The sequence below is a fragment of the Alphaproteobacteria bacterium genome, from assembly GCA_019635875.1.
In the GTDB taxonomy this organism is placed as follows: Bacteria; Pseudomonadota; Alphaproteobacteria; order Reyranellales; family Reyranellaceae; genus JAFAZJ01.
This window is the reverse complement of the sequence record JAHBYP010000003.1, coordinates 46,601-69,712: the sequence shown is the minus strand read 5'-3', so window position 1 is coordinate 69,712 and position 23,112 is coordinate 46,601. Positions and strand designations below refer to the sequence as shown.

The 23,112-nt window shown below is 67.8% G+C and carries 20 protein-coding genes and 1 pseudogene; 16 read left to right on the top strand and 5 right to left on the bottom strand.

All coding sequences use genetic code 11. The annotated features are described in order from the left end of the window. The first annotated feature begins 15 nt into the window (after nucleotides 1-15). From KF889_11640 to KF889_11625, 4 genes are all read left to right on the top strand, one after another. Nucleotides 16-444, top strand: a complete 429-nt coding sequence (locus KF889_11640; protein MBX3500090.1) for a DUF1489 domain-containing protein — start codon at nucleotides 16-18, stop codon at nucleotides 442-444. Then, complete coding sequence (locus tag KF889_11635; protein ID MBX3500089.1) at nucleotides 441-1,856, top strand: hypothetical protein; 1,416 nt, start codon at nucleotides 441-443, stop codon at nucleotides 1,854-1,856. Before KF889_11640 ends, KF889_11635 begins: the two co-directional genes overlap by 4 nt. A gap of 63 nt (nucleotides 1,857-1,919) precedes the next feature. Continuing rightward, nucleotides 1,920-2,324 (top strand): hypothetical protein, encoded by a 405-nt coding sequence (locus KF889_11630; protein ID MBX3500088.1) that lies wholly within the window; start codon nucleotides 1,920-1,922, stop codon nucleotides 2,322-2,324. Between the two features lie 96 nt (nucleotides 2,325-2,420). Beyond that, nucleotides 2,421-3,503, top strand: a complete 1,083-nt coding sequence (locus tag KF889_11625) for an LLM class flavin-dependent oxidoreductase (protein ID MBX3500087.1) — start codon at nucleotides 2,421-2,423, stop codon at nucleotides 3,501-3,503. A gap of 90 nt (nucleotides 3,504-3,593) precedes the next feature. Here the strand turns inward: KF889_11625 and KF889_11620 are convergent, their stop codons facing one another. From KF889_11620 to KF889_11610, 3 genes are all read right to left on the bottom strand, one after another. Then, nucleotides 3,594-4,106 (bottom strand): hypothetical protein, encoded by a 513-nt coding sequence (locus tag KF889_11620; protein ID MBX3500086.1) that lies wholly within the window; start codon nucleotides 4,104-4,106, stop codon nucleotides 3,594-3,596. A gap of 88 nt (nucleotides 4,107-4,194) precedes the next feature. Continuing rightward, complete coding sequence (locus tag KF889_11615; GenBank protein MBX3500085.1) at nucleotides 4,195-5,829, bottom strand: AMP-binding protein; 1,635 nt, start codon at nucleotides 5,827-5,829, stop codon at nucleotides 4,195-4,197. A 220-nt stretch (nucleotides 5,830-6,049) separates the two neighbouring features. Beyond that, complete coding sequence (locus KF889_11610; protein MBX3500084.1) at nucleotides 6,050-6,931, bottom strand: hypothetical protein; 882 nt, start codon at nucleotides 6,929-6,931, stop codon at nucleotides 6,050-6,052. A 290-nt stretch (nucleotides 6,932-7,221) separates the two neighbouring features. Between KF889_11610 and KF889_11605 the strand changes: the two genes are divergently transcribed. The 3 genes from KF889_11605 to KF889_11595 all read left to right on the top strand — a co-directional run bounded on the left by KF889_11605 (nucleotide 7,222) and on the right by KF889_11595 (nucleotide 10,929). After that, the gene (locus tag KF889_11605) at nucleotides 7,222-9,324 is read left to right on the top strand and encodes a molybdopterin oxidoreductase family protein (GenBank protein MBX3500083.1); all 2,103 of its coding nucleotides are present in this window, start codon (nucleotides 7,222-7,224) and stop codon (nucleotides 9,322-9,324) included. Between the two features lie 236 nt (nucleotides 9,325-9,560). Continuing rightward, the gene (locus KF889_11600) at nucleotides 9,561-10,490 is read left to right on the top strand and encodes an AAA family ATPase (GenBank protein ID MBX3500082.1); all 930 of its coding nucleotides are present in this window, start codon (nucleotides 9,561-9,563) and stop codon (nucleotides 10,488-10,490) included. A gap of 1 nt (nucleotide 10,491) precedes the next feature. Next, nucleotides 10,492-10,929 carry a hypothetical protein gene (locus KF889_11595; protein ID MBX3500081.1) on the top strand — a complete coding sequence of 146 codons (438 nt, stop codon included), beginning with the start codon at nucleotides 10,492-10,494 and terminating at the stop codon, nucleotides 10,927-10,929. Here KF889_11595 and KF889_11590 read toward each other — a convergent pair. After that, on the bottom strand, nucleotides 10,926-12,185 hold the full coding sequence (locus KF889_11590) for an MFS transporter (protein MBX3500080.1): 1,260 nt from the start codon (nucleotides 12,183-12,185) through the stop codon (nucleotides 10,926-10,928). The genes KF889_11595 and KF889_11590 overlap by 4 nt on opposite strands. Nucleotides 12,186-12,291: 106 nt before the next feature. Here KF889_11590 and KF889_11585 point away from each other — a divergent pair, with 106 nt between their 5' ends. The 6 genes from KF889_11585 to KF889_11560 all read left to right on the top strand — a co-directional run bounded on the left by KF889_11585 (nucleotide 12,292) and on the right by KF889_11560 (nucleotide 17,989). Further along, nucleotides 12,292-13,020 (top strand): VWA domain-containing protein, encoded by a 729-nt coding sequence (locus tag KF889_11585; GenBank protein ID MBX3500079.1) that lies wholly within the window; start codon nucleotides 12,292-12,294, stop codon nucleotides 13,018-13,020. A 2-nt stretch (nucleotides 13,021-13,022) separates the two neighbouring features. Beyond that, nucleotides 13,023-13,748, top strand: a complete 726-nt coding sequence (locus KF889_11580; protein ID MBX3500078.1) for a DnaJ domain-containing protein — start codon at nucleotides 13,023-13,025, stop codon at nucleotides 13,746-13,748. Nucleotides 13,749-13,907: 159 nt separating this feature from the next. After that, entirely contained in the window at nucleotides 13,908-14,786 is an 879-nt protein-coding gene (gene galU / locus KF889_11575; protein ID MBX3500077.1) for a UTP--glucose-1-phosphate uridylyltransferase GalU, read from the top strand. A gap of 35 nt (nucleotides 14,787-14,821) precedes the next feature. Beyond that, complete coding sequence (locus KF889_11570; GenBank protein MBX3500076.1) at nucleotides 14,822-16,165, top strand: UDP-glucose/GDP-mannose dehydrogenase family protein; 1,344 nt, start codon at nucleotides 14,822-14,824, stop codon at nucleotides 16,163-16,165. 1 nt (nucleotide 16,166) lies between these two features. Then, nucleotides 16,167-17,561, top strand: a complete 1,395-nt coding sequence (locus KF889_11565; GenBank protein MBX3500075.1) for a phosphomannomutase/phosphoglucomutase — start codon at nucleotides 16,167-16,169, stop codon at nucleotides 17,559-17,561. Further along, a complete protein-coding gene (locus tag KF889_11560; GenBank protein ID MBX3500074.1) occupies nucleotides 17,561-17,989 on the top strand; it encodes a gamma-glutamylcyclotransferase in 429 nt (142 codons plus the stop codon). Before KF889_11565 ends, KF889_11560 begins: the two co-directional genes overlap by 1 nt. On the opposite strand, the gene KF889_11555 is transcribed toward KF889_11560, so the two are convergent. After that, nucleotides 17,986-19,389: a D-alanyl-D-alanine carboxypeptidase gene (locus KF889_11555; GenBank protein MBX3500073.1), complete on the bottom strand. Its 1,404-nt coding sequence runs from the start codon at nucleotides 19,387-19,389 to the stop codon at nucleotides 17,986-17,988. The genes KF889_11560 and KF889_11555 overlap by 4 nt on opposite strands. Before the next feature lie 177 nt (nucleotides 19,390-19,566). Here KF889_11555 and KF889_11550 point away from each other — a divergent pair, with 177 nt between their 5' ends. The 3 genes and pseudogenes from KF889_11550 to clpA all read left to right on the top strand — a co-directional run bounded on the left by KF889_11550 (nucleotide 19,567) and on the right by clpA (nucleotide 23,104). Then, on the top strand, nucleotides 19,567-20,253 hold the full coding sequence (locus KF889_11550; protein ID MBX3500072.1) for a hypothetical protein: 687 nt from the start codon (nucleotides 19,567-19,569) through the stop codon (nucleotides 20,251-20,253). Between the two features lie 258 nt (nucleotides 20,254-20,511). Beyond that, nucleotides 20,512-20,781, top strand: a pseudogene (gene clpS, locus KF889_11545) (ATP-dependent Clp protease adapter ClpS). A gap of 25 nt (nucleotides 20,782-20,806) precedes the next feature. Then, entirely contained in the window at nucleotides 20,807-23,104 is a 2,298-nt protein-coding gene (gene clpA, locus KF889_11540; GenBank protein MBX3500071.1) for an ATP-dependent Clp protease ATP-binding subunit ClpA, read from the top strand. Nucleotides 23,105-23,112 lie beyond the last annotated feature (8 nt).

Below are 23,112 nucleotides of genomic sequence, written 5' to 3'. Positions count from 1 at the left end.
TGAATCTGGCCGACCATGCCGCTTCACCTGATCAAGCTCGCCGTCGGCGTCTCCGATCTCGCCCATCTCAAGTCATTGCAGGCCCAGCGTCGCAAGCAGCGCGGCATGGCGCCGCGCACGCCGCACTGGGTTTACACCCGCAACACGCCCAGGCGCTCGGTCGACCTGCTCGACGGTGGCTCGCTCTACTGGATCATCAAGGGCGTGATGCGCTGCCGTCAGCTTCTCGTCGGCTTCGAGGAGGACACCGACGACGAGGGCCGCAGATTCTGCCGCATCAAGGTCAAGCGCACCATCGTGCCGACCGCGCCGGTGGCCTTCAAGGCCTTCCAGGGCTGGCGCTACATGGAGGACGAGCGCGCGCCGCCCGACCTGTCGCGCGGCGATACCGCCGATATGCCGGCGGACATGGCCGCCGAGCTGAAGCGGCTCGGGCTGCTGTGAGGCGGAGCGAGGCGCTCGGCTTCCTCGCGGCCGTGCTGCTGGCCGGCCTGGCCGGCGGGCTTTATCTCCGTCCGCCCTTCGACGACGAGATCCACACCCTGCTGGCGATCGAGGAGCTCGGCGTCCGGCGGATCATCGTCACCGGCTTCGACGGCGGCGACATCCACCCGCCGCTGTCGAGCGTGCTGTTCGCGGCACTCTCGGCGCTCGGGCTCGGCCCACCGGCCCTGCGCGTCGTCGCCATGCTGCTGTCGGCGCTGGCCTTCCTCGCCGCGCTCGACCTCGTGCTGCGCCAGATCACGCAACGGCGCTGGACGGTGATCGCGCTCTTCGCCGCCTGTCCACTGCTGTTCGGCGTCGGCGACAGCCTGCGCTGGTATCCCCTGTTCGCGCTGCTGACGGCGCTCTTCCTGCGCCGCGTGCTGCTCGATGGAAGGCCCTCGCTCGGTGCCGGTGTCCTGCTGGGCCTGGCCGGCATGACCAGCTTCCTCGGCGTGGTCCCGGCGCTGGCCTATGGCCTGCACCGCTACGGCATACAGCGCCGCTTCGACCGCCGGCAGGATGCGCCGTTCCTGGCCGCCGTCGCGGTGATGGCGTTGCCCAGCGCCTGGGCGTTGCTGCGGATCATCGACAGCGTTGGCGCCGTGCGTGACGCCGGACCGTTCTCGGCGGCGCTCTCTTTGGGTTACGGCTACTTCGCCGGCAACCGGCTGGGCCTGTCCTTCGTCGCCGCCGTGGCACCGCCGGCGGTGGCAGCGCTGGTGGCCGCGTGGCTGGCCGTCCGGTCGTGGCGCACGGCCTCGGAGCTGGAGCAGATCGCGCTGCTGCTGGCCGGGCTGGCGGCGATCACCCTGACGCTGATCGGCAATGCCCAGCCGCGCAGCCTGCTATTCGTGGCGCCGTGGCTGAGCGCGGTGCTGGTGCTGGCAATCTTCCGCTTCGGGCGGTATGCGCCGATCGCCCGCACCTTCCTGCTGCTCGCCGCCGTCGTGCCGACGCTTGCCGTCCTGATCACGCTGCGCTTCGGCACCGCATACCCATTCAAGCGCAACCTGGCGATTCCCTACGCGGATGCGATCGACTGGACGCTGGCGCAGGCGCCGAGCGGCGCCATGGCCTATGCCTCCGAGCCGGTGATCGAGCACGGCCTGCGCAAGCGCGGCCTGTGCGTTGTCGGCCGCACCCGCGTGGACGAGGGCTGCGCGCTGACCGGCCAGCCGGTGGTGGTGGTGCGCGACCAGAGCTTCGGGCGCATCTCCTATCTGAATGAAGGGGTCGCGCGCTCGACCGCGGGCCGGACGCTGGCCGCGACGCGCGATTTCGGGCTTGATCGTGACGCCAGCCTGAAGAATCGGCTCACCGGATCGAGTCTGACGACCTGGATCGTACGAATCGAGGTCTGGCGTCATTGACCCGTAATCGCGACGGCGTTTTACTTCGGATAGGGAAAACTCACGGAGGGGTGTCCCATGGGGATGGTTGAACGCAGGGCGGTGGCGGAGTTCCAGGAGCGCTACTATCCGCCGCTCCTGAAGAAGATCCATGCAGCCGCCGGCTATCCGGTGCCTGTCGAGGTCAAGTGGGACACGCTGGCGCTCGACAAGGAGTCCGACAAGTACAACACCCACTGGCCCGACATGTACTTCGAGCCGCTGGTCGCCGGGCTGGGCCGCATCAACAAGGACGAGATGGGCCGCGCGGCGATCAAGGAAGGCATCAAGAAGATCGTCATCCAGAACGAGAGCAACAACAGGAACCCGGACCGCTGGGCGGTGCTGAAGGACGGCGTGCTGACGCTCGACCACCTGCCGCACACCAATGTGCAGGACCGCGTGCTGCGCGGCGACAAGCTCGGCCTCATGCTTGAGCAGAAGCTGTAACGACGCATTGTCATCCCGGGCGCAGCGAGGGATCGAGGCCCTTCCCTGGATCCCTCGCTGCGCCCGGGATGACAGACAGCGCGGGAGAGTCGCACGATGCGTGGTGATATCGCCTTCGGCTTCCAGGCCGCGCCGGCCAGCGATGTGCGCAAGTCCGACCAGGACCTCTATCGCGAGGTGATGGAGGACTGCGCGCTCTGCCACAGGCTCGGCTACGACGCGGCCTGGCTGCTGGAGCATCATTTCAGCGACTACTACCCGACGCCCAGCCCGCTGCTCTTCATGGCGCATATCGCGGCGGCGTTCCCCGAGCTGTCGCTCGGCACCTCGGTCCTCGTGCTGCCCTGGTACCACCCAGTGCGGCTGGCCGAGGAGATCGCCATGCTCAACAGCATGACGAGGGGCACGCTGCATCTCGGTATCGGCCGCGGCACGGCGAGGATGGAGTACGACGCCTACAACGTCGACATGAACGAGGCGCGGGCACGCTTCGCCGAGTGCTACCGCATCCTGGAGAAGGGGCTGAGCGGCGAGACCTTCAGCCATGACGGCCGCTTCTGGAAGATCGACAAGCCGATCCGCCTGCGGCCGGAGCCGGTCGACAAGAAGATCCATTTCTACGGCGCGATCGGCAGCCCGGCCAGCGCCGAGGTGATGGGTGAGCTCGGCATCGCGCCGATCTGCCTGGCGACCTTCCCCGACAAGCTGCTGGCGCGCATCCTCGAGCGCTGGCGGGCGAAGGCCGGCGCCAAGGCCAACGACGCCATCCTGCCGATCTCGGTGAAGCTGTTCATCGCCGACACCGACGAGGAGGCCCGCGCGCTGGGCCGCCGGTACTACCCGCCGTATTTCGAGCTGCAGTGCAATCACTACGAGTCCGACGCCAATCCCTGGGCCGACATCCCGGAGTACCAGGATTTCAGCCGCATGTTCGCCAACCTTCGCAAGCTCACCGACCCCGAAGAACTCGGGCCGTTCCTCGACTCCAATCTGGTCGGCAGCGTCGAGACGATATGCCGGCGCATCGACCAGCTGGCGGCGCTGGGCTTCAACTACTTCATGGTGTCCTGCGCCACGCCAGGCACGCCGATCGCGCTGCGCCAGACGATGATGACGCGCTTCGCCGAGGAGGTCTGCCCGCGCTACTCCGACGCCATGCGCCGCAAGCGCGCGGCCTGATCAACTCTCCCTGTCATCCCGAGCGCAGCGAGGGATCCAGGCCCATCCCTGGATCTCTCGCTGCGCTCGCGACGACAGTGGGACTCGGTATCAGGATCCGAACGTCACCGTCGGCCAGGCGAGGATGATGTTGGGCGAATTCTTGATGAAGAAGTCGACGTTGCGATCGACGAAGATGCCGGTGCGCTGGCCGTCCTTGCCCGGATAGGGGTGGTAGGGCTCCATCGCGATCACGTCGCGATTGACCTGGCCGAACAGCACGTTCATGTGCGTGCCGGCCTGCGGGTGGTTGTAGGCGATCATGACCGGCTTGTCGCCCAGGGGCAGGCCGCGACCGCGGTACTGCGAGGTCTTGAACACGCCGGCGGAGATCTTCAGCCGGCTGTCGTTCTTGAACACGTCGATCAGCGTCTGCGGATTGAACCCGCCATCGGCTTCAGTATGCTTGTCGTACTCGCTGATCACCTGGCTCTGCGTCCATGACGGCCGACCGTCCTTGACGGCCTTGAGCCACCACGCCAGACACGCCGCCCAGCAGGCCATGCGGTCGAACTGACCGATCGCCGGTACCGATTTGTAGTTGTTCTTGTCCAGAGTCGCCATTGGAGCCCTCCCGCGCCGATCCCCCGGCCGCCAAGTCGATCCCCCGTCAACTCCCCGCACGCATTGTGCCATCAGGCGTCAATTCTGCCTATGGCCGTCCCTTGCGCTCGGCATCCATGCGTTTGAGCTCGCGGCGCAGGATCTTGCCGGTGGTGGTCAGCGGCAAGGTGTCGAGGAACTCGACCTCGCGCGGATACTCGTGCGCCGCCAGCCGCGTCTTGACGTAGTCAGCGATGTCGCGCTTCAGCGCCTCGTCGCCGGTGACGCCCGGACGCAGCTGCACGAATGCCTTGACGATCTCGGTGCGCACCGGGTCGGGGATGCCGACGACGCCGGCCATCGCCACCGCCGGATGCCTGATCAAACACTCCTCGATCTCGCCCGGCCCGATGCGATAGCCGCCCGAGGTGATCACGTCGTCGTCGCGGCTCTTGAAGAAGACGTAGCCCTCGTCGTCCATGCGGCCGAGATCGCCGGTCAGCAGCCAGTCGCCGGCATACTTCTTCGCCGTGCCCTCGGGGTTGCGCCAGTACTCCAGCATGACCACCGGATCGTGCCGCCAGCCGGCGATCTGGCCTTCCTCGCCATGCGACAGGACCTTGCCCTGGCTGTCGACGATCGCGACCCTGCGGCCGATCGCGGCGCGGCCGCAGGAGCCGGGCCTGACCGGGAACCAGTTGGGCGAGTTCAGCAGCATCAGGTTCATCTCGGTCTGGCCGTAGCCCTCCGAGATGGTCGAGCCGAAGACATCGCGGCCCCATTGCAGCAGCTCCTCGCCCATCGCCTCGCCGCCGGTGTAGACGCAGCGCACGTCGTAGTCGAAGCGCTGCCGCGGGTTCTCGACCTGGCGCATCATCTTGAGCGCCGTGGGCGGGATGAAGGCGACGCCGACGCGGTGCTTGTCGAGCATGTGGAAGGCGCGCTCGGGGTCGAACTTGGCGAAGCGATGCGCCAGCACCGGCGTGCCGTAGTACCAGGCGGGGAACAGCGCATCGTAGAGACCGGCGATCCATGCCCATTCCGCCGGCGTCCACATCACCTCGTTTCCCCTGGGCCAGAAATCGGCCCACTGGTTGATCGCCGTGATCACGCCCAGCAGCATGCGATGGGCATGCAGCGCGCCCTTGGGCTGACCGGTCGTGCCTGAGGTGTAGATCAGCAGCGCCGGGTCCTCGGCATCCGTGTCGACAGCGGGGAACGAGTCCGATGCGGCATCGACCAGCATGTCGTAGTCGAGGAAGTCGGCCGCGTGCCTGCCGGCGCCGATGACGATGATGGTCTTCAGCTCGGGCAGCCGCTCGCGCACCGCCAGCACCTTGGGCAGCTGCGACATGTCGGTGAGCAGGGCGCAGATGCCGGCATTGGCGGCGCGATACTCGACCGCCTCCTCGCCGAACAAGGTGAACAGCGGCAGTGCGATCGCGCCCATGCGGTAGCAGGCAAGATGGCCGATCGCCAGCTCGGCGCCCTGCGACAGGAACACGCCGACACGGTCGCGCTTGCTGACGCCGCGCGCCTTCAGCGCATTGGCCAGCCGCGCGCTGGCACGGTTGAGCTCGCCGAACGTCCAGGTACGCACCGAGCCGTCGGCGTTTTCGACGATCATGGCCAACGACGCGGCCGGGTGGCGGTCGCACACGGCGCGCGCGATGTTGAAGCGCGCCGGCCTCGGCCAGCGGAACTCGGCCTGCGCCTGCTCGTAGCTGCGGCCCGGCGGAATCATCACGATAGGCGTCTCCTCTCGCCGTCGACTGTAGCCGGGCGAATCCGAGGTCGCTACTGCCGGGGGGAGATCGCGTATGGCCGAGTGGCCCTGGCTTCTCCTTCCCCGGACGGGCAGGGTGATCGCAGACGCGATCTGTCTCGCGAGGCCGTCTTCGTCTTCGACAGCCAACCCCCAGCCGGGGAAGGGAGGAGACGAAATGTCATAGGCCATCGCCCTGCTACTGCCGGGGCGCGTCGTTGCGATGGATCACGCCGGCGTCGAGCAGCTCCTCGGTCGTCGGAATCCAGATCGACTCGGACGGTGTCTCCATCACCTTGCGCACGAAGGGTGCGCTGACCTGGCCGGCGAAGCTCATGAAGTCGCGCAGTTGTCGATTGGCGTCGGCGAGCTCCGCATCGTCCATGCCAGGGAAGCTCAGCCGATGGAAACCCAACTCGCCGCGCGGGCCGACGCTGCGCCGCACGCCGCCCAGGAACATCACGGTGCAGGCCGAGTAGCATCGGCGTTCCACGCGCGTGTCGAGGCCGCGTGTGCGGATCAGCCGGGCGATCTGGTAGGCCGGTCCCACGCGGCCGCCCGGACCGCCCATGACGACCGTGCGCACGGCCGCGTTCTGGTCGAGCACAGCCTTGACCTGCACGGCGGCGGCCATGCCCAAGGTGCCGTCGACGATCAGGACACGGCCCTGGCCGGAAACGACCAGGCGCAGGTCGCTCAACCGCTCGTCGCCGTGATGGATGTCCCACATCTCCGCGAGCTGCGGCACCGCCTTCACATGCAGGATGCCGGCGATGGCCGCGGCTCCGAGCGCGGCGCCGGCAATGGCGAGGCTGGCGAACCACAGGCCGCCGCCCTCGCGCATCGTGCGTCGCGCCGCGGCCACGATCAGCCAGAGTTGCCACAGCGCGAAGACGCCCGCGACGGCGCAGAGCACCGCGGGAATGAGGATCTGGAAGATGCCGAGGTCGCGGCCTTTGGAGATCGCGATGGAAATGCCGTCGATGCCGACGATCATCGCCAGCGCCGCCCACACGATGCGATAATTGACGATTCGGCCCAGCGGGACCGCGGCGTCACGCCAGATCGGCACGCCGAGCATGGCTATCTACGCCTCGGCGCGCCGGCGACGAACACCAGATGATCGCGCGCCGCCTTGTCGTAGTCGGCGGTCATCGGCTTGGGTTGGCGGCCGATCAGCGGCACCCATCTGGCGTAGGCGGCGCGCATCGGCGCGCGAAGGGCAGGGGCGTCGCCGGGGAGCGCCCGGCGCGCGACCTGCGCGTCGGAATCAGCGGATGACAATGCGATTGTCCCCTCCAGGACTGGGTGCTTTCTCGGTCGGTCACCCCCCGGTATGATGGGCGACTTTATTGCGGAGCGTCTATCTCCATGGCCCCTGATGGAAGCGCCCGGCCCGGCAAGGTCGCCGAGGCCAGGCAAAAGCCAGTCCTGGTGAACTCCGTCTGCCCGCACGACTGCACCAGCACCTGCGCGCTGGAGGTCGAGCGGCTCGACGCCCACACCATCGGCCGCGTGCACGGCTCGCGGCGCAACACCTACACCGCCGGGGTGATCTGCGAGAAGGTCGCGCGCTACTCCCAGCGCGTGCATCACCCGGACCGGCTGCAGTATCCGATGAAGCGGGTGGGCCCCAAGGGCTCGGGCCAGTTCGCGCGCATCTCCTGGGAGGAGGCGCTCGACACCGTCGCCGAGCAGTTCATCGCCAAGGCCGCGCGGCACGGCAGTGAGACGGTGTGGCCGTACTTCTACGCCGGCACCATGGGCCTGGTGCAGCGCGACGGCATCAATCGCCTGCGCCACGTGATGAAGTACTCGCGCTGGTTCTCGACCATATGCGTCACGCTGTCGGATACCGGCTGGCTGGCCGGCACCGGCTTCAAGCGCGGCGTCGACATGCGCGAGGTCGACGAGAATTCCGACGTGGTGGTGATCTGGGGCGGCAACCCGGTGAACACCCAGGTCAACGTCATGCATCACGCCATGACGGCGAAGAAGCGCGGCGCCAAGCTGGTCGTGGTCGATCCCTACCGCACCGGCACGGCCGAGAAGGCCGACATGCATCTCGCTGTGCGCCCCGGCACCGACGGCGCGCTCGCCGTCGCCGTGATGCACGTGCTGTTCAAGGAGGGCTACGCCGACTGGGACTACATGCGCAAATACGCCGATTGTCCCGACGACCTCGCGAAGCATGTCGCGACGCGCACGCCGGAGTGGGCGGAGAAGATCACCGGCGTCCCGGCGGCGCAGATCGTGGCGCTTGCGCGCCTCTACGGTTCGACGAAGAAGAGCTACATCCGCTGCCATCACGGTTTCAGTCGCTCGCGCAACGGCGCGGCCAACATGCATGCGGTGACCTGCCTGCCGACGGTGACGGGCGCCTGGGCCGTGCTTGGCGGCGGCGCACTATACGGCCACACGCAGATGTATCCGCTCAACCGCAACCTGATCGAGGGCAACGACCATATCGACATGTCGCTGCGCGAGCTCGACCAGTCGCGCCTGGGCCCGATCCTCACCAACGATCCGCAGGCGCTCAATGGCGGGCCGCCGGTGACGGCGATGCTGATCCAGAACACCAATCCGGCGATGGTCTGTCCCGAGCTGCACCTCGTGCACAAGGGCCTGTCGCGCGAGGACCTGTTCCTCTGCGTGCACGAGCAGTTCCCGACCGAGACGGCGGCCTTCGCCGACATCGTGCTGCCGGCCACGACCTTCCTCGAGCACGACGACTTCTACACCGCCTCGGGCCACACCTATTTCCAGGTGACCAGGAAGGTCATCGAGCCCTATGCCGAGAGCCGCGAGAACCACCATGTGATCTGCGAGCTCGCCAAGCGCCTGGGTGCCGAGCATCGCGGCTTCGACATGACGGCGTGGGAGATCATGGACGAGACGCTCAAGGTGTCGGGCATGTGGGACGCCGAGACCAACTTCCAGAAGGGCGGCCAGGATTTCGTCAAGCCGTTCGAGACCGGCCACTTCCTCGACGGCTTCGAGAACCCGGACAAGAAGTTCCACTTCCGCCCCGACTGGAAGAAGTTCGGCGGCCGCTGGCAGGACATGCCTGACCTGCCCGACCACATGGACGTGATCGACAACGCCACGCCGGAAAAGCCTTACCGCCTGGTCGCGGCGCCGGCGCGCACCTTCCTGAACTCGACCTTCACCGAGACGCCGGGCTCGCTCAGCCGCGAGAAGCGGCCGACGGCGCTGGTCCATCCCGAGGACTGCAAGGCGCTGGGCGTGAAATCGGGCGACCGCGTGATCCTCGGCAACGAGCGCGGCGAGGTGCTGGTGCACGTCAAGCCGCAGGAGGGCCACCAGCGCGGCGTGGTGATCGTCGAGGGCATCTGGCCCAACAAGCACTTCGAACGCAAGATCGGCATCAACGCCATCACCAGCGCCGATCCGGGCTGGCCCAATGGCGGCGCGGTGTTCCACGACACGGCGGTGTGGCTGAAGAAGGCATAGGGCGGCGCGCCGTCGGTCGAACGCGACTGTCATCCCGAGCGCAGCGAGGGATCCAGGTCAGGCGCAGAGCCCTCGCTGCGCTCGGGATGACAGGTGGCTCCGGCTTTCCGCGTGTCGCTCTGGAGTTTTCCCACGGTGGATGCCTCGCATCCGCCTTCTGCAAGGTGTAGGGTTTTCAGGACCGAGCCGGCACAAGACCGGCCGTCATCGACGCACAACCCCTCGGGCGCCGAATCATGAACCAGATCGCCTTGCGGCCGTTTCGTGCCGCCGCCAATCCCTCGATCGTGCAGGCACAGGCCAGCGCCGCCGAGCCGCGCGCGCATGTCATCGTCTTCGGCAACGAGAAGGGCGGCTCGGGAAAGTCGACCGCCGCGATGCACGTCGCCGTGGCGCTGCTGCGCGAGGGCAGGAGCGTCGGCACCATCGACGTCGACGCGCGCCAGGGCACCTTCACGCGCTATTTCGAGAACCGCCGCAGTTACAACGCCACACGCGCGCCTGACATGCCGATGCCGCGCCACCACGCGGTGCTGCCCAGCACGCTCGGCACCAAGGCGGAAGCCGAGGCCGACGAGAAGGCGCGGCTCGAGGTGGCGCTCAACGAGCTGTTGCCGTCCTGCGATTTCGTCGTCGTCGACACGCCGGGCAGCGACACCTTCCTGTCGCGCCACGCCCATACCTTCGCCGACACGCTGGTGACGCCGCTCAACGACAGCTTCGTCGATCTCGACCTGCTGGCGCGCGTCGATCCGGAGACGTTCAAGGTCGTGCGGCCCAGCATCTACGCCGAGACGGTGTGGCGGCAGCGGCAGATCCGCGCCATCGCCGGCGGCAGGCCGATCGACTGGCTGGTGATGCGCAACCGGCTTTCGGCGCTGACCGCGCGCAACAAGCGCGACATGAGCGCGGTACTGGAGAATCTGTCCAAGCGCATCGGCTATCGCCTCGCCGCGGGCTTGAGCGAGCGCGTGATCTACCGCGAGCTCTTCCTGAAGGGCCTGACGCTCCTCGACCTGCGCGAGGAGAAGACCGGCATCGCCATGACCATGTCGCATGTCGCGGCACGCCAGGAGGTGCGCGACCTGCTGGCGGCGCTGAAGCTGCCGACGCTGACCATCGAGGAGCCGCCGCCGGCGGCGACGGAAGAAGCCGAAGAGGCGTGAGCTGACGACGCTCATCCACGAGCGGGTCGAGCTCGCCCGACAAGGGCGAAACCCCCACGCCATCTGCCGGACGGCATCGGGCTGGCTGGTCATCGGCGATGTGCAACCCTTGCCCGGCTATTGTCTTCTGCTTGCCGATCCGGTCGTCGAGAGCCTCAACGCGCTGGACGAGGCCGGGCGCGCGGCCTACTGCCTCGACATGGCGCGCATCGGCGACGCGCTGCTGGACGTGACGGGCGCTTGGCGGATCAACTACGAGACGTGGGGTAACGCCGAACCCGCGCTGCACACCCACATCGTGCCGCGTTATCTCAGCGAGCCCGAGGAGAAGCGACGGCGCCCCGCGGTGATGTCGTATTCCTGGGCGACGGCGCGCAGATTCGATCCGCAGCAGGATCGCCCGTTCGTCGAGGCGATGCGAGAGTGGCTTGGCGGCTAACGCGCCTGCTCGATCGGCGGGCGGGCGCGGAACAGCACAAGCCAGAGGAACGACACGACCTGCAGGGCGATCATCAGACCGAACGCCCAGGTGTAGCCGTCGGGCGCGTAGCCCGTGGCCGTGTGCGGCCACAGATCGACGATGCGGCCGATGCCCCACTGGCCGAGGAAGATGATGCTGAAGGTGACGAAATTGCCCGTCGTGGTGACGCGACCGGAGAGCTCGGGCGTGAAGGCCTGTGCCAGGGGCGGGAAGTAGACAATGCCGTAGGCGCCGAAGTAGCCGAACAGCATCCACCACAGGGTCACGTTGTTCGGTGGCGCGAAGGTGATCGCGGCCATGACGGCGCAAAAGGCGATCGCAGCGCCGGTCGCGGTGTGGACGTCGCCGAAACCCGCGCGCCGCACGAGCCCGGCCACCATGCCCGTGGTGAAGAAGCCGACGGTCATCGCCGCGGCGGTCAGGAAGAGGACGTCGGCGCGGTCCGTCGCGTTCATGCCGGCGATGTCGCGCAGCCACGGCCCGGCCCACAGCGTCTGAATGGAGATGTAGGCGCATTGCTGGAAGGTCATCAGCGGCACGATGCGCCAGAAATAGCCCGTGCGCAGGATTCGGCCCACAGCCGAAATCTGTTGCGCCAGCGAGCCCGAGGCCTGGCTGCCGGGTTTCTCCGGCACCACCACCCAGAGCACCAGCGCAACGATCAGCGTGATGCCGGCGAGGATGAAGAACAGGCCATGCCAGGTGGTGTACTGCAGGGCCGCCTGGGTCGGCGCCGTGGCAGTGAGCGAACCGACGCCGCCCGCCGCCATATGGATGCCGGTCATCAACGTCCAACGGTTGGGCGGGAACCAGATCGAGATCACCTTGATCGCCGCCATCAGGCCGCCGGCGACACCCAGGCCGATCAGCGCGCGGCCGATCACCAGCTCGGTCATCGACGAGCCACCGCCGAAGACGGCGGCGCCGACCGCGGCGATGGCCAGCAGCGTGCCGTGCACCCGGCGCGGGCCGTAGCGGTCGAGCGCGACCCCGAGCGGAATCTGGATCGCCGAGAACATGATGAAATAGGCGCTGGTCAGGAAGCCCAGGTCGCCGGCGCTGAGCTTCAGGTCGTCGGCGATCACCGGCCCGACCACCGAGTTCACGGTGCGGTAGAGGTACGACAGGAAATAGGCGGCGGCGAAGGGCAGGTAGATCCGCAGCACCAGCGTGCCGATGCCCGGCGAGGCGGCCGCGCCGGCGGCGATGGCCATCGTCCTTGTTCCCTCCGCGCGCGGGCGCGCTGTTTATTGGGGCACCGCTCTGGACGGCGGCGCCGGGGCGTCACCATATTGGGGTGTCCGGGGAGGGTCAAAGCGCATGGGCGGCAAGGACCGCAAATCATCCATGCCGGCGCCGCAGGGCGCCGCGACCGCGCGCGACGTCGATCAGTTTCTCGACCGGGCGCGGCGCATGCCGGCACCGGCGCCCGATGCGGCGGCGGCGCGGGGCCGGCTGCTGTTCTGCATGGACGCCACCGCCAGCCGCGAGCCGACCTGGGATCGGGCCAGCCGGATCCAGGGCGACATGTTCGTCGCCGCCGAGACGCACGGCGGGCTGGCGGTGCGGCTCGCGTTCTATCGCGGCTACGACGAGTTCAAGGTCTCGAAATGGGCGACCAACGGCGTCGAGCTGGCGCGACTCATGTCGCGCGTCGATTGCCTCGCCGGCCAAACCCAGATCGCGCGCAGCCTGGCCTTCGCCGTCGACGAGGCCTCGACCAGCCGGCTTCATGCGATGGTGCTGGTCGGCGATGCCTTCGAGGAGGATATCGAGTCGATCGGACCGGGCGCCGGCAAGCTCGGCCTGCTGGGCGTGCCGGTCTTCGCCTTCCAGGAGGGCAGGGACCTCGTGGCGACCCGCGCCTTCAGGCAGATCGCGAAGCTGAGCGGCGGACGGCATTGCATCTTCAGTTCCACCAGCCCCGATGAGCTGCGCCGTCTTCTGGGCGCTGTCGCCGCCTATGCCGCGGGCGGTGCCGTGGCGATGGGGAAGTATGCGCGTCTGCACGGCGGTGCCGCCGGACAGCTTGTGGACCAGCGCGGCTAGCGATGCTGCAGCTCGTCGGCGGCCTTGTCCTGCTGATCGTCCTGGTCGGCGTGCTGCGCTGGCTCGCCACCGCGAGCCCGGCAAGCCTGGCCACGGCGCTGCGCGGCGCGATCTTCGCCGCCGTGGCCCTGGGCATCGCCGGCGTGCTCCTGTTCCTGGTCCTGCGCCTGCCGCAATTTTTGTTCTCGCTGATCGCGCTGGCCGCGCCGGCGCTGGTGTGGTGGTTCCGTCAGCGCCGCGCCAGCGGCAAGCTCGGCGGCGGCTGGTCGACGCCGTCCGGCACGCAGAGCACCGGCGTCGAAACCGGATGGCTGCGCATGAGCCTCGACCACGACAGCGGCGCGATGGATGGCGTGATCCTGCGCGGCCGCTGGATCGGTCGCACGCTGTCGGCGCTTTCCGAGGCCGAGCTGTTCGACCTGCTCGATGACTGCGCCGGCGATCCGCAGTCGGTACGCGTGCTCGAGGCCTATCTCGACCGGCGGCTGGATGCCACGTGGCGCGACCGTCGCCCGGCGTACGAGGAGCCGCCGCCGCGCAACCAGCGGCGTTCCGACGCGATGAGTCGCGACGAGGCCTGCGCCGTGCTGGGCGTGACGCCGGACGCCAGCGAGGAGGAGATCAAGGCGGCGCATCGCCGGCTGATGCGCAAGGTGCATCCCGACCAGGGCGGCAGCGACGAGCTGGCGTCGCGAGTCAATCGCGCGCGGGCCGTCCTGCTAGGTTAGTGGCGATATGCAACCGATGACATCGTGCCGCCTTCCTTCGGCCATGCTGATCCGCTACTTGCGTGCGTCAGGCAATTATTGATAGCGAACCCTAGACGTCTGCGGTAAGATATTGATATTGCCTGACAATGATTGTTTGAAGAATAGAGAGACCGTTTGATGCCGCGTGTCCGCAAGGCCGTTCTTCCCGTCGCCGGGCTTGGTACCCGCTTCCTGCCGGCGACCAAGGCGATCCCCAAGGAGATGCTGACGATCGTCGATCGTCCCCTGATTCAGTACGCGGTCGAGGAGTGCCTGGCCGCCGGCATCGAGGAGTTCGTCTTCGTCACCGGCCGCAGCAAGCATGTGATCGAGGATCACTTCGACCACGCCTACGAGCTCGAAGCGACGCTGGAGGAGCGCGGCAACAAGAAGACCGAGCTCGAGGCGGCCCGCGATGCCACCATTCCCTACGGCAACGCCGTCTTCACCCGCCAGCAACAGCCGCTGGGCCTCGGCCATGCCATCTGGTGCGCGCGCCACTGGGTGGGTGACGAGCCGTTCGCCATCCTGCTGCCCGACGAGTTGACCCTGAGCACGCCCAGCTGCACGGCGGAGCTGGTTGCCGAGCACGAGCGCACCGGTGGCAACGTGATCTCGGTGGTCGAGGTACCGCGCGATCAGACCAACCGCTACGGCATCGTCGCGCCGGGCAAGGATGACGGCCGCCTCGCCGAGGTCGTCGGCCTGGTCGAGAAGCCCGAGCCGGCCAAGGCGCCGTCGACCCTGGCGGCGATCGGCCGCTATGTCCTGCTGCCCGAGGTCTTCCGGCATCTCGACAGGCACGAGAAGGGCGCCGGCGGCGAGATCCAGCTCACCGACGCCATGGCGCCCATGATCGGCCATGCGCCGTTCCACGCGCTGCGCTATCGCGGCGCGCGCTACGACTGCGGCAACCGGATGGGCTTCCTCGAGGCGAACATCGCCGTCGCGCTGGCGCGCGAGGACACGGCCAACGAGGCGCGCGCCATGCTCGCCCGTCTTGCGAAGGGAATCTGAGGCGGCAGACTGTCGCTGACGGGATTGGGGGCATCATGCATATCGCCATGATCGGCACGGGCTATGTCGGACTGGTGTCCGGCGCGTGCTTCGCGCAGTTCGGCTTCGACATCGTCTGCGTCGACAGGGACAAGTCGAAGATCGAGGCGCTGGAGCGCGGCGAGATTCCGATCTTCGAGCCGGGTCTCGACCGGCTGGTGGCCGACAACCGCGCGGCGGGCCGCCTGACCTTCACAACCGACCTGAAGGCGGCAGTTGCCGACGCCGACGCGGTATTCATCGCCGTCGGCACGCCGTCGCGCCGCGGCGACGGCCGCGCCGACCTCGGCTACGTCTACGCCGCCGCGGCCGAGGTCGCCGCCGCGATGAACGGCTACACGGTGGTGGTCACCAAGTCGACCGTGCCGGTCGGTACCGGCCGCGAGGTGGCGCGCGTGATCCGCCAGCGCCGGCCGGACGCGGAGTTCGATGTCGTGTCCAATCCGGAGTTCCTGCGCGAGGGCGCGGCGATCGAGGACTTCATGAAGCCCGACCGTGTCGTGATCGGCGTCGAGAGCGAGCGCGCCAGGGAGGTGATGCGCGCGATCTACCGGCCGCTTTACCTGATCGAGACGCCGATGGTCTTCACCAATCTCGAAACCTCGGAGCTGATCAAGTACGCCGGCAACACGTTCCTGGCGACCAAGATCACCTTCATCAACGAGATGGCCGATCTGTGCGAGAAGGTCGGCGCCGACGTGCACGACGTGGCGCGCGGCATCGGTCTAGATGGTCGCATCGGACGCAAGTTCCTGCATCCCGGCCCGGGCTATGGCGGCTCGTGCTTCCCCAAGGACACGCTGGCGCTGGCGTACACCGCGCGCGAGGTCGGCTCGCCGGCGACCATCGTCGAGCAGGTGATCAAGGTCAACGACACGCGCAAGAAGAACATGGCGCAGAAGGTGATCGCCGCCTGCGGCGGCTCGGTCGCCGGCAAGACCATCGGCATCCTCGGCCTGTCGTTCAAGCCCAACACCGACGACATGCGCGACGCGCCCTCGCTCGACATCGTGCCGGCGCTGCAGAAGGCCGGCGCGCGCATCCAGGCCTACGATCCCGAGGCGATGAAGGAAGCGGCGAGGCTGCTGCACGACGTCGACTTCAAGCGCACCGCACAGGAAGCCGCGACGGACGCCGATTGCCTGGTGATCCTCACAGAATGGACACAGTTCCGCTCCTTGAGCGGCAAGCGCCTGAAGCCTTTGATGCGCCAGCCGGTCGTCGTCGACCTGCGCAACATCTTCAATCCAGAGGAAATGCGTGCCAATGGCTTCATCTACGAGTGCGTCGGTCGCCCGCAGCCGCGCAAGGCAATCGAAACCGCGCGGGCGGCAGAGTGACATGACCGTGCACGTGTTCGACTCGACCATCCTGCGCGAATACGACATCCGCGGCATCGTCGGCCAGACGCTCAAGCCGGCCGACGCGCAGGCCATCGGCCGCACCTTCGGCACGATGGTGCGCCGCGCCGGCGGCAGGACGGTGGCGCTGGGTTATGACGGCCGCCTGAGCTCGCCGTCGCTGCAGGAAGCCTGCGTCGCGGGCCTGCGCGAAGCGGGCATCGACGTGCTGCGCATCGGCATGTGCGCCACGCCGATGCTGTACTTCGCGGTCTACGAGCTCGATGCCGACGGCGGCATCATGATCACAGGCTCGCACAATCCGCCGGACTACAACGGCTTCAAGATGATGTTCGGCAAGAAGCCGTTCTACGGCGCCGACATCCAGAAACTGGGCGCGATGTCGAAGGCGGGCGACGTCGAGACGGGCGCCGGTTCGCTGTCGGAGCGGCCGGTGAAGGAAGCCTATGTCGCGCGCGTGCTGCGCGACTTCAAGCCGGCCCGGCCATTGAGGGTGGTGTGGGACACCGGCCACGGCGCCATGGGCGTGGTGATCCGGGACATCGTCTCGAAGCTGCCGGGCGAGCACACGGTGCTGTTCGAGCGCGTCGACGGCACGTTCCCCGCTCATCATCCCGACCCGACGGTCGAAAAGAACCTGCTCGACCTGCGCGCCGCCGTGAAGGAGAAGGGTGCCGATGTCGGCATTGCCTTCGACGGCGACGGTGATCGCATCGGGGCGCTGGACGGCCAGGGCCGCGTGCTGTGGGGCGACCAGCTGCTGGCGATCTGGGCGCGCGACGTGCTGAAGGAACGGCCGGGCTCGACCATCATCGCCGACGTCAAGGCGAGCCAGGTGCTGTTCGACGAGGTCGCCGCCGCCGGCGGCAAGCCGCTGATGTGGAAGACCGGCCATTCGCTGCTCAAGGTCAAGATGGCCGAGGAGAAATCGCCGCTGGCCGGCGAGATGAGCGGCCATGTGTTCTTCGCAGATCGCTGGTACGGCTTCGACGACGCGATGTATGCCGGCATCCGCCTGCTCAACATCGTCGGCGGCTCGCCCGACACGCTGGCGACGATGCGCGATCGCCTGCCACAGCCGGTCAACACGCCGGAGCTGCGCTTCGACTGCGCCGAGGACCGCAAGTTCAAGGTCGTCGAGGAGGTCAAAGAGCGGCTGAAGTCAGCGAAGGCCGACGTCAACGACGTCGACGGCGTGCGCGTCTCGACCGGCGACGGCTGGTGGCTGCTGCGCGCCTCGAACACCCAGGCCGTGCTGGTGGCACGCTGCGAGGCCGGGGATCAGGCCGGGCTCGAGCGGCTGATGGCCGAGCTGAAGGCGGCGCTGTCGGCCAGCGGCGTGGCGATGCCGGACGAGCCTTCCGCCGGCCACTGATGCGCTGCTTCTTCTACGGCACCCTGCGCGATCGCGACCTGTTGTCGCTCGTGCTGGGCCGCCCCGTCGCGCGCGACGCGTTGAAGCCCGCGACGCTGCGCGACTGGCGCCGCCATCCGGCGCGCGGCAAGACCTATCCCATCCTGGTGCGCGAGCGCGGTGCGTTGACCGACGGCGACGTCCTCGATGGCATCTCGAGCGCGGAGCAGCGCCGGCTGGCGATCTACGAGGGCGAGGGCTACCGCCTGACGCGGGTCTTCGTCACCATCGCCGGCGCGCCGGGCCCGCTGGGCACGCTGCTCTTCGTGCCCTCGGCCAAGGCGCCGCCGGCGCTCGAGGGCGACTGGTCGCTGGATGCATGGCGCACGCAGCACAAGGCACGCGCCATCGAGGCGGTGCGCGAGGGCATCGAGCGGCTGGGCTTCTAGTTCTGCGCTACGCCCATGCCGAGATTGATCGGCGCGCAGTCGACTTGCGCCTGCTCGAGGCGCTTGCAGCTCCTGGCCGCGAGTTGCTCGTCGAGATCGGTCAGCCGCACGCGATGCGCCGTCTTGCCGTTGACGGGCACTGTGTCAATCGTCGCCCGCACCGTCATGCGCAGGTCGGGCAGCAGGCTCATGGCCCGCTGCACCGCCTGGGTGGCGGCGTTGACGGTGCCGAACGCGCCGAGCTGGATCGCCCAATTCTCGCCGTCGACGCCGGCATCGCCCGACGCCGCGGCGTGACTGTCGAGGCCGTTCGGGGCCGACGACGGCGTCGTGCGCGCCGCTACCGCGGCCCGCGGTACTTCGGTCGGGACCACGACACCGGGCACGACGTTGATCGCAGTGTAGCGGGCGTCTGCCGGCGGCCTCGTTGGCCGGAACCGGGCCAGCCGCAACGCGCCAGCGCGTTCGAAGCCGCGGTCCAGCAGGTTGCCCATGGCGGCGTCGCGCTCGCTCGGTGTCGAACCGCCCAACACGACGCCGATCAGGCGGTGCCCGTCGCGTTGCGCCGACATCACGAGGTTGAAGCCGGAAGCGCGGATGTAGCCGGTCTTGATGCCATCGGCGCCGGGATACCAGTCCAACATCCGGTTGTGGTTGCGCAGCGACTGGCCGGCGTAGACGTACTCCTGCACCGAGAAGAGCGGGTAATAGTGCGGAAAATCGCGCAGCATCGCCTGTGCTAGCTTGGTCAGGTCGCGCGCCGTGGTCACCTGCGCCGGATCGGGCAGGCCCGAGGCGTTGCGGAAGGTGGTGCTGGTCATGCCAAGCTGACGGGCCTTCTGCGTCATGATGCGCGCGAAGGCGGCCTCGTCGCCGGCCAGCGCCTCGGCGACCACGACGGCGGCGTCGTTGGCCGACTTGGTGATCAGGCTCATGACCGCGTCGCGTACCGCCAGCGTGCTGCCGGCATGCACGCCGAGCTTCGATGGCGAGACCGAGGCGGCCCGCGCCGAGACCGGCATGCGGTCCGCCAGCCTGATCTTGCCGCGGTCGAGCGCGTCGAAGGCCAAGTAAAGGGTCATGATCTTGGTCAGCGACGCGGGGTGGCGCTTGTCGTCGGCCGATACCGCCTCGAGTTCGCGTCCGCTTTCGGCGTCGATCACCAGCATCGCGTCGCGCCCGGTCACCGCCGGATTGGCGATGACCGCCGGAGTCGTTGTCGCCCGGCGCACCTTGCGCGGAACGCCTTTCTGCACTTTGGGCGCAACGCCGTTGCGCACCACCGTCGATCGGTTGCGCGCCTCTGACGGGGTGGCCGAGAAAAGCCACGCCAGCGCCATCATCGTGATACCGATCGCTACCAGAGGGGATGGCAGACGATCGAGCCGGTACTCGACCATGAACTTCTTTCTTAACTAATTTTACGTGTCAAATGAGGGGATTAGCAGATTGTCCACAAGGGTACGTGAGGTTGGACGAAATCGCAATTCGGAAGTGGGCGCTTGGTCAGGTCTCCATTCGGCCGCAAAGTCGCGGCAGGCTGAACACATGGGCATTGACGAGCTCGGGAGCGGTGAATGACGAGGCTGTGGCGTACGATTATTGCGGGCGCGGTGATGATGCTGGGCGCCTGCACTGCCGACCTCGATGGAGGCGGCCGCGAGATCGAGGCGCCGATCGGCCGCAGCTTCTACTGGTTCCGCTACATCGGAGGAGCGGATATTCGCGACACCTGTGCCGCTGGCGCGCCCGATCGCACGCGAATTGTCTACAATGCGGTCTGGGGCGAGCAGGTACGAATCTACGACATCGTTGGCCCGCGCATGACGTCGCGGGTCCTGACCGACATGGCCGTGGGGCTGAACCTCGAGATCAGCTCGGCCGGCGATCTGCTGGGGCCGTGGCGCGCGCGCAAGGCGGATCGGGTGCTGAACGGGGCCGAGCTGCGGCAGCTCGACGCCGCGCTGTCGGCCAGCGGCGGTTTCGGCCCGCCCGCCGTCAGAGGCGACCTGCTGTCCCACGAGTTCTGGTGGAGCGTGGCGTCGTGCCGCAAGGGTCGCTGGGGCTATGCCGCGTACGATTTCGAGAAGGATGGTTTCAGCCGCGTGCGTTTCGCCGAGCCGCTTTTCGCGCTCGATCCGATGGCGCGCACGCTTGCCCCGCCACCGCCGCGTCGCACGCCGGGCGAGCGGCTCGGGCTGGAGAGCAAGCAGACCCACAGCAAGTGGCGCCTGGCGATCGGCGCTAACGGGCCGCGATACTGATCGGCCGCCGCGCGCCGGGCTTTGGGCGGCGCGGAAAAACGGAGTAGACTGGCATCCGGCCGTGGCCCTTTTGTTGCGTCGCGGCAATGCCTATGTAGAGGAGCGTTTCGCTCGGATCGGACGATGAGGAAGTTGGGGATCACATTCGGGAAAGCCTCGTGGCGGGCCAGCGGCGAGCCGCCGCGGCGCGACGATGGCGGTCGCGGCGGCGATCAGGGCAACGATTCCGACAAGGGCGGATCGGGCACGGCGACGCTGACGCGAACCCGGACCAAGAAGCCCTCGATGTACAAGGTCCTGATGCTCAACGACGACTACACGCCGATGGAGTTCGTCGTGCACGTGCTGGAACGCTTCTTCGCCAAGAACCGCGAGGAGGCGACGCGCATCATGCTGCATGTCCATCAGCGCGGTGTGGGCATCTGCGGGGTCTTCACCTACGAGGTCGCCGAGACCAAGGTCATGCAGGTCATGGATCTGGCGCGCAAGCACCAGCATCCGCTCCAGTGCACGCTGGAGAAGGAGTAGCGGAATAGAGGGCAGGAGTAGGCACATGCTGTCGAAGAACCTCGAGAAGACCCTTCACCGCGCGCTGGCGCTCGCCACCGAGCACCGGCACGAGTACGCCACGCTCGAGCACCTGCTGCTGGCGCTGACCGACGACACCGACGCCATGTCCGTGCTCAAGGCCTGCTCCGTCGACCTCGACAAGCTGCGCCGCGAGCTGGCGCGCTACATTGAGGAGGAGCTCAAGGGCCTCGCCACCGACAGCGTCTCCGATCCGCAGCCGACCGCCGGGTTCCAGCGCGTCGTGCAGCGCGCGGCGATCCACGTGCAGTCGTCCGGTCGCGAGGAAGTGACCGGCGCCAACGTGCTGGTTGCGATCTTTTCCGAGCGCGAGAGCCATGCGGTCTACTATCTGCAGCAACAGGGTCTGTCGCGCTTCGACGCGGTGAATTTCATCAGCCACGGCGTCGCCAAGACGCCGGGCCGCACCGAAACCCGCCGCGTGCGCGGCGCCGACGAGGACTCGAAAGAGGACAAGGTGGCCAAGCAGGGTGAAGAGGCTCTCCAGGCCTATTGCGTTGACCTCAACCAGAAGGCCCGCGAGGGCCGTATCGATCCGCTGATCGGGCGCGAGCTCGAGGTCGAGCGCACCATCCAGATCCTTTGTCGCCGCACCAAGAACAATCCGCTCTATGTCGGCGATCCGGGCGTCGGCAAGACAGCCATTGCCGAGGGCCTGGCCCGGCGGATCGTCGAGGGCGACGTCCCCGACGTGCTCAAGGGCTGCGTGATCCACGCGCTGGACATGGGCGCGCTGCTCGCCGGCACGCGCTATCGCGGCGACTTCGAGGAGCGCCTGAAGGCGGTGCTCGCCGAGCTCAAGAACAAGCCGGGCTCGATCCTGTTCATCGACGAGATCCACACCGTGATCGGCGCCGGCGCCACCTCGGGCGGCTCGATGGACGCCTCGAACCTGCTGAAGCCCAGCCTGGCCAGCGGCGACATCCGCTGCATCGGCTCGACGACCTACAAGGAATACCGCAACTACTTCGAGAAGGACCGCGCGCTGGTGCGGCGCTTCCAGAAGATCGACGTGCCCGAGCCGTCGATGGCCGACGCGATCAAGATCATGACTGGGCTGAAGCCGGTCTACGAGCAGCACCACAACGTCACCTACACCGACGACGCGGTGAAGGCCGCCGTCGACCTGTCGGCCAAGTACATCAACGACCGCAAGCTGCCGGACAAGGCGATCGACGTGATCGACGAGGTCGGCGCGGCGCAGATGCTCAAGCCCGAGAACGAGCGCAAGGGCGTCATCGACGTCGCCGACATCGAGGAGATCGTCGCCAAGATCGCCCGCATCCCGCCCAAGAGCGTGTCGAAGGACGACACCGAGCTGCTGCGCAACCTCGACCGCGACCTCAAGACCGTGGTGTTCGGCCAGGACAAGGCGATCGACCAGCTCGCCGCGGCGATCAAGCTGTCGCGCGCCGGCCTGCGCCAGCCGGAGAAGCCGATCGGCTCCTACCTGCTCGCCGGCCCGACCGGCGTCGGCAAGACCGAGGTGGCGCGCCAGCTCGCCAAGCTGATGGGCGTCGAGCTGATCCGCTTCGACATGTCGGAGTACATGGAGCGGCACTCGGTCTCGCGCCTGATCGGCGCCCCGCCGGGCTACGTCGGCTTCGACCAGGGCGGCCTGCTGACCGACGCGATCAACCAGCATCCGCATTGCGTTCTGCTGCTCGACGAGATCGAGAAGGCGCATCCCGACCTGTTCAACATCCTCCTGCAGGTGATGGACTACGGCAAGCTCACCGACCACAACGGCCGGTCGGTCGACTTCCGCAACGTCGTGCTGTGCATGACGACCAACGCCGGCGCCGCCGACCTCGCCAAGCCGCCGATCGGCTTTGAGAGAGCGAACCGCAAGGACGAGGACGACGACGCGATCAACCGCCTGTTCACGCCGGAGTTCCGCAACCGGCTCGATACGGTGATCAAGTTTGCCAGCCTCGGCCCGGAGACGGTCGGTCTGGTCGTCGACAAGTTCATCGCCGAGCTGGAGGCGCAGCTCGCCGACCGCAAGGTGCTGGTCGAGCTGACCGAGCAGGCGCGCTCGTGGCTGGCGACCAACGGCTACGACAGCCTCTACGGCGCGCGTCCGCTGGCGCGGCTGATTCAGGAGAAGGTCAAGAAGCCGCTGGCCGACGAGATCCTGTTCGGCCGGCTCAAGGACGGCGGCACGGTGCGCGTCGATGTCGGCGAGACCGACCTCGTGTTCGCTTTCTCGCCGCCACCCCAGGGCAAACCGACGCCGTCCGAGCCGGCGCTGGCCAACTGAGGACCGTC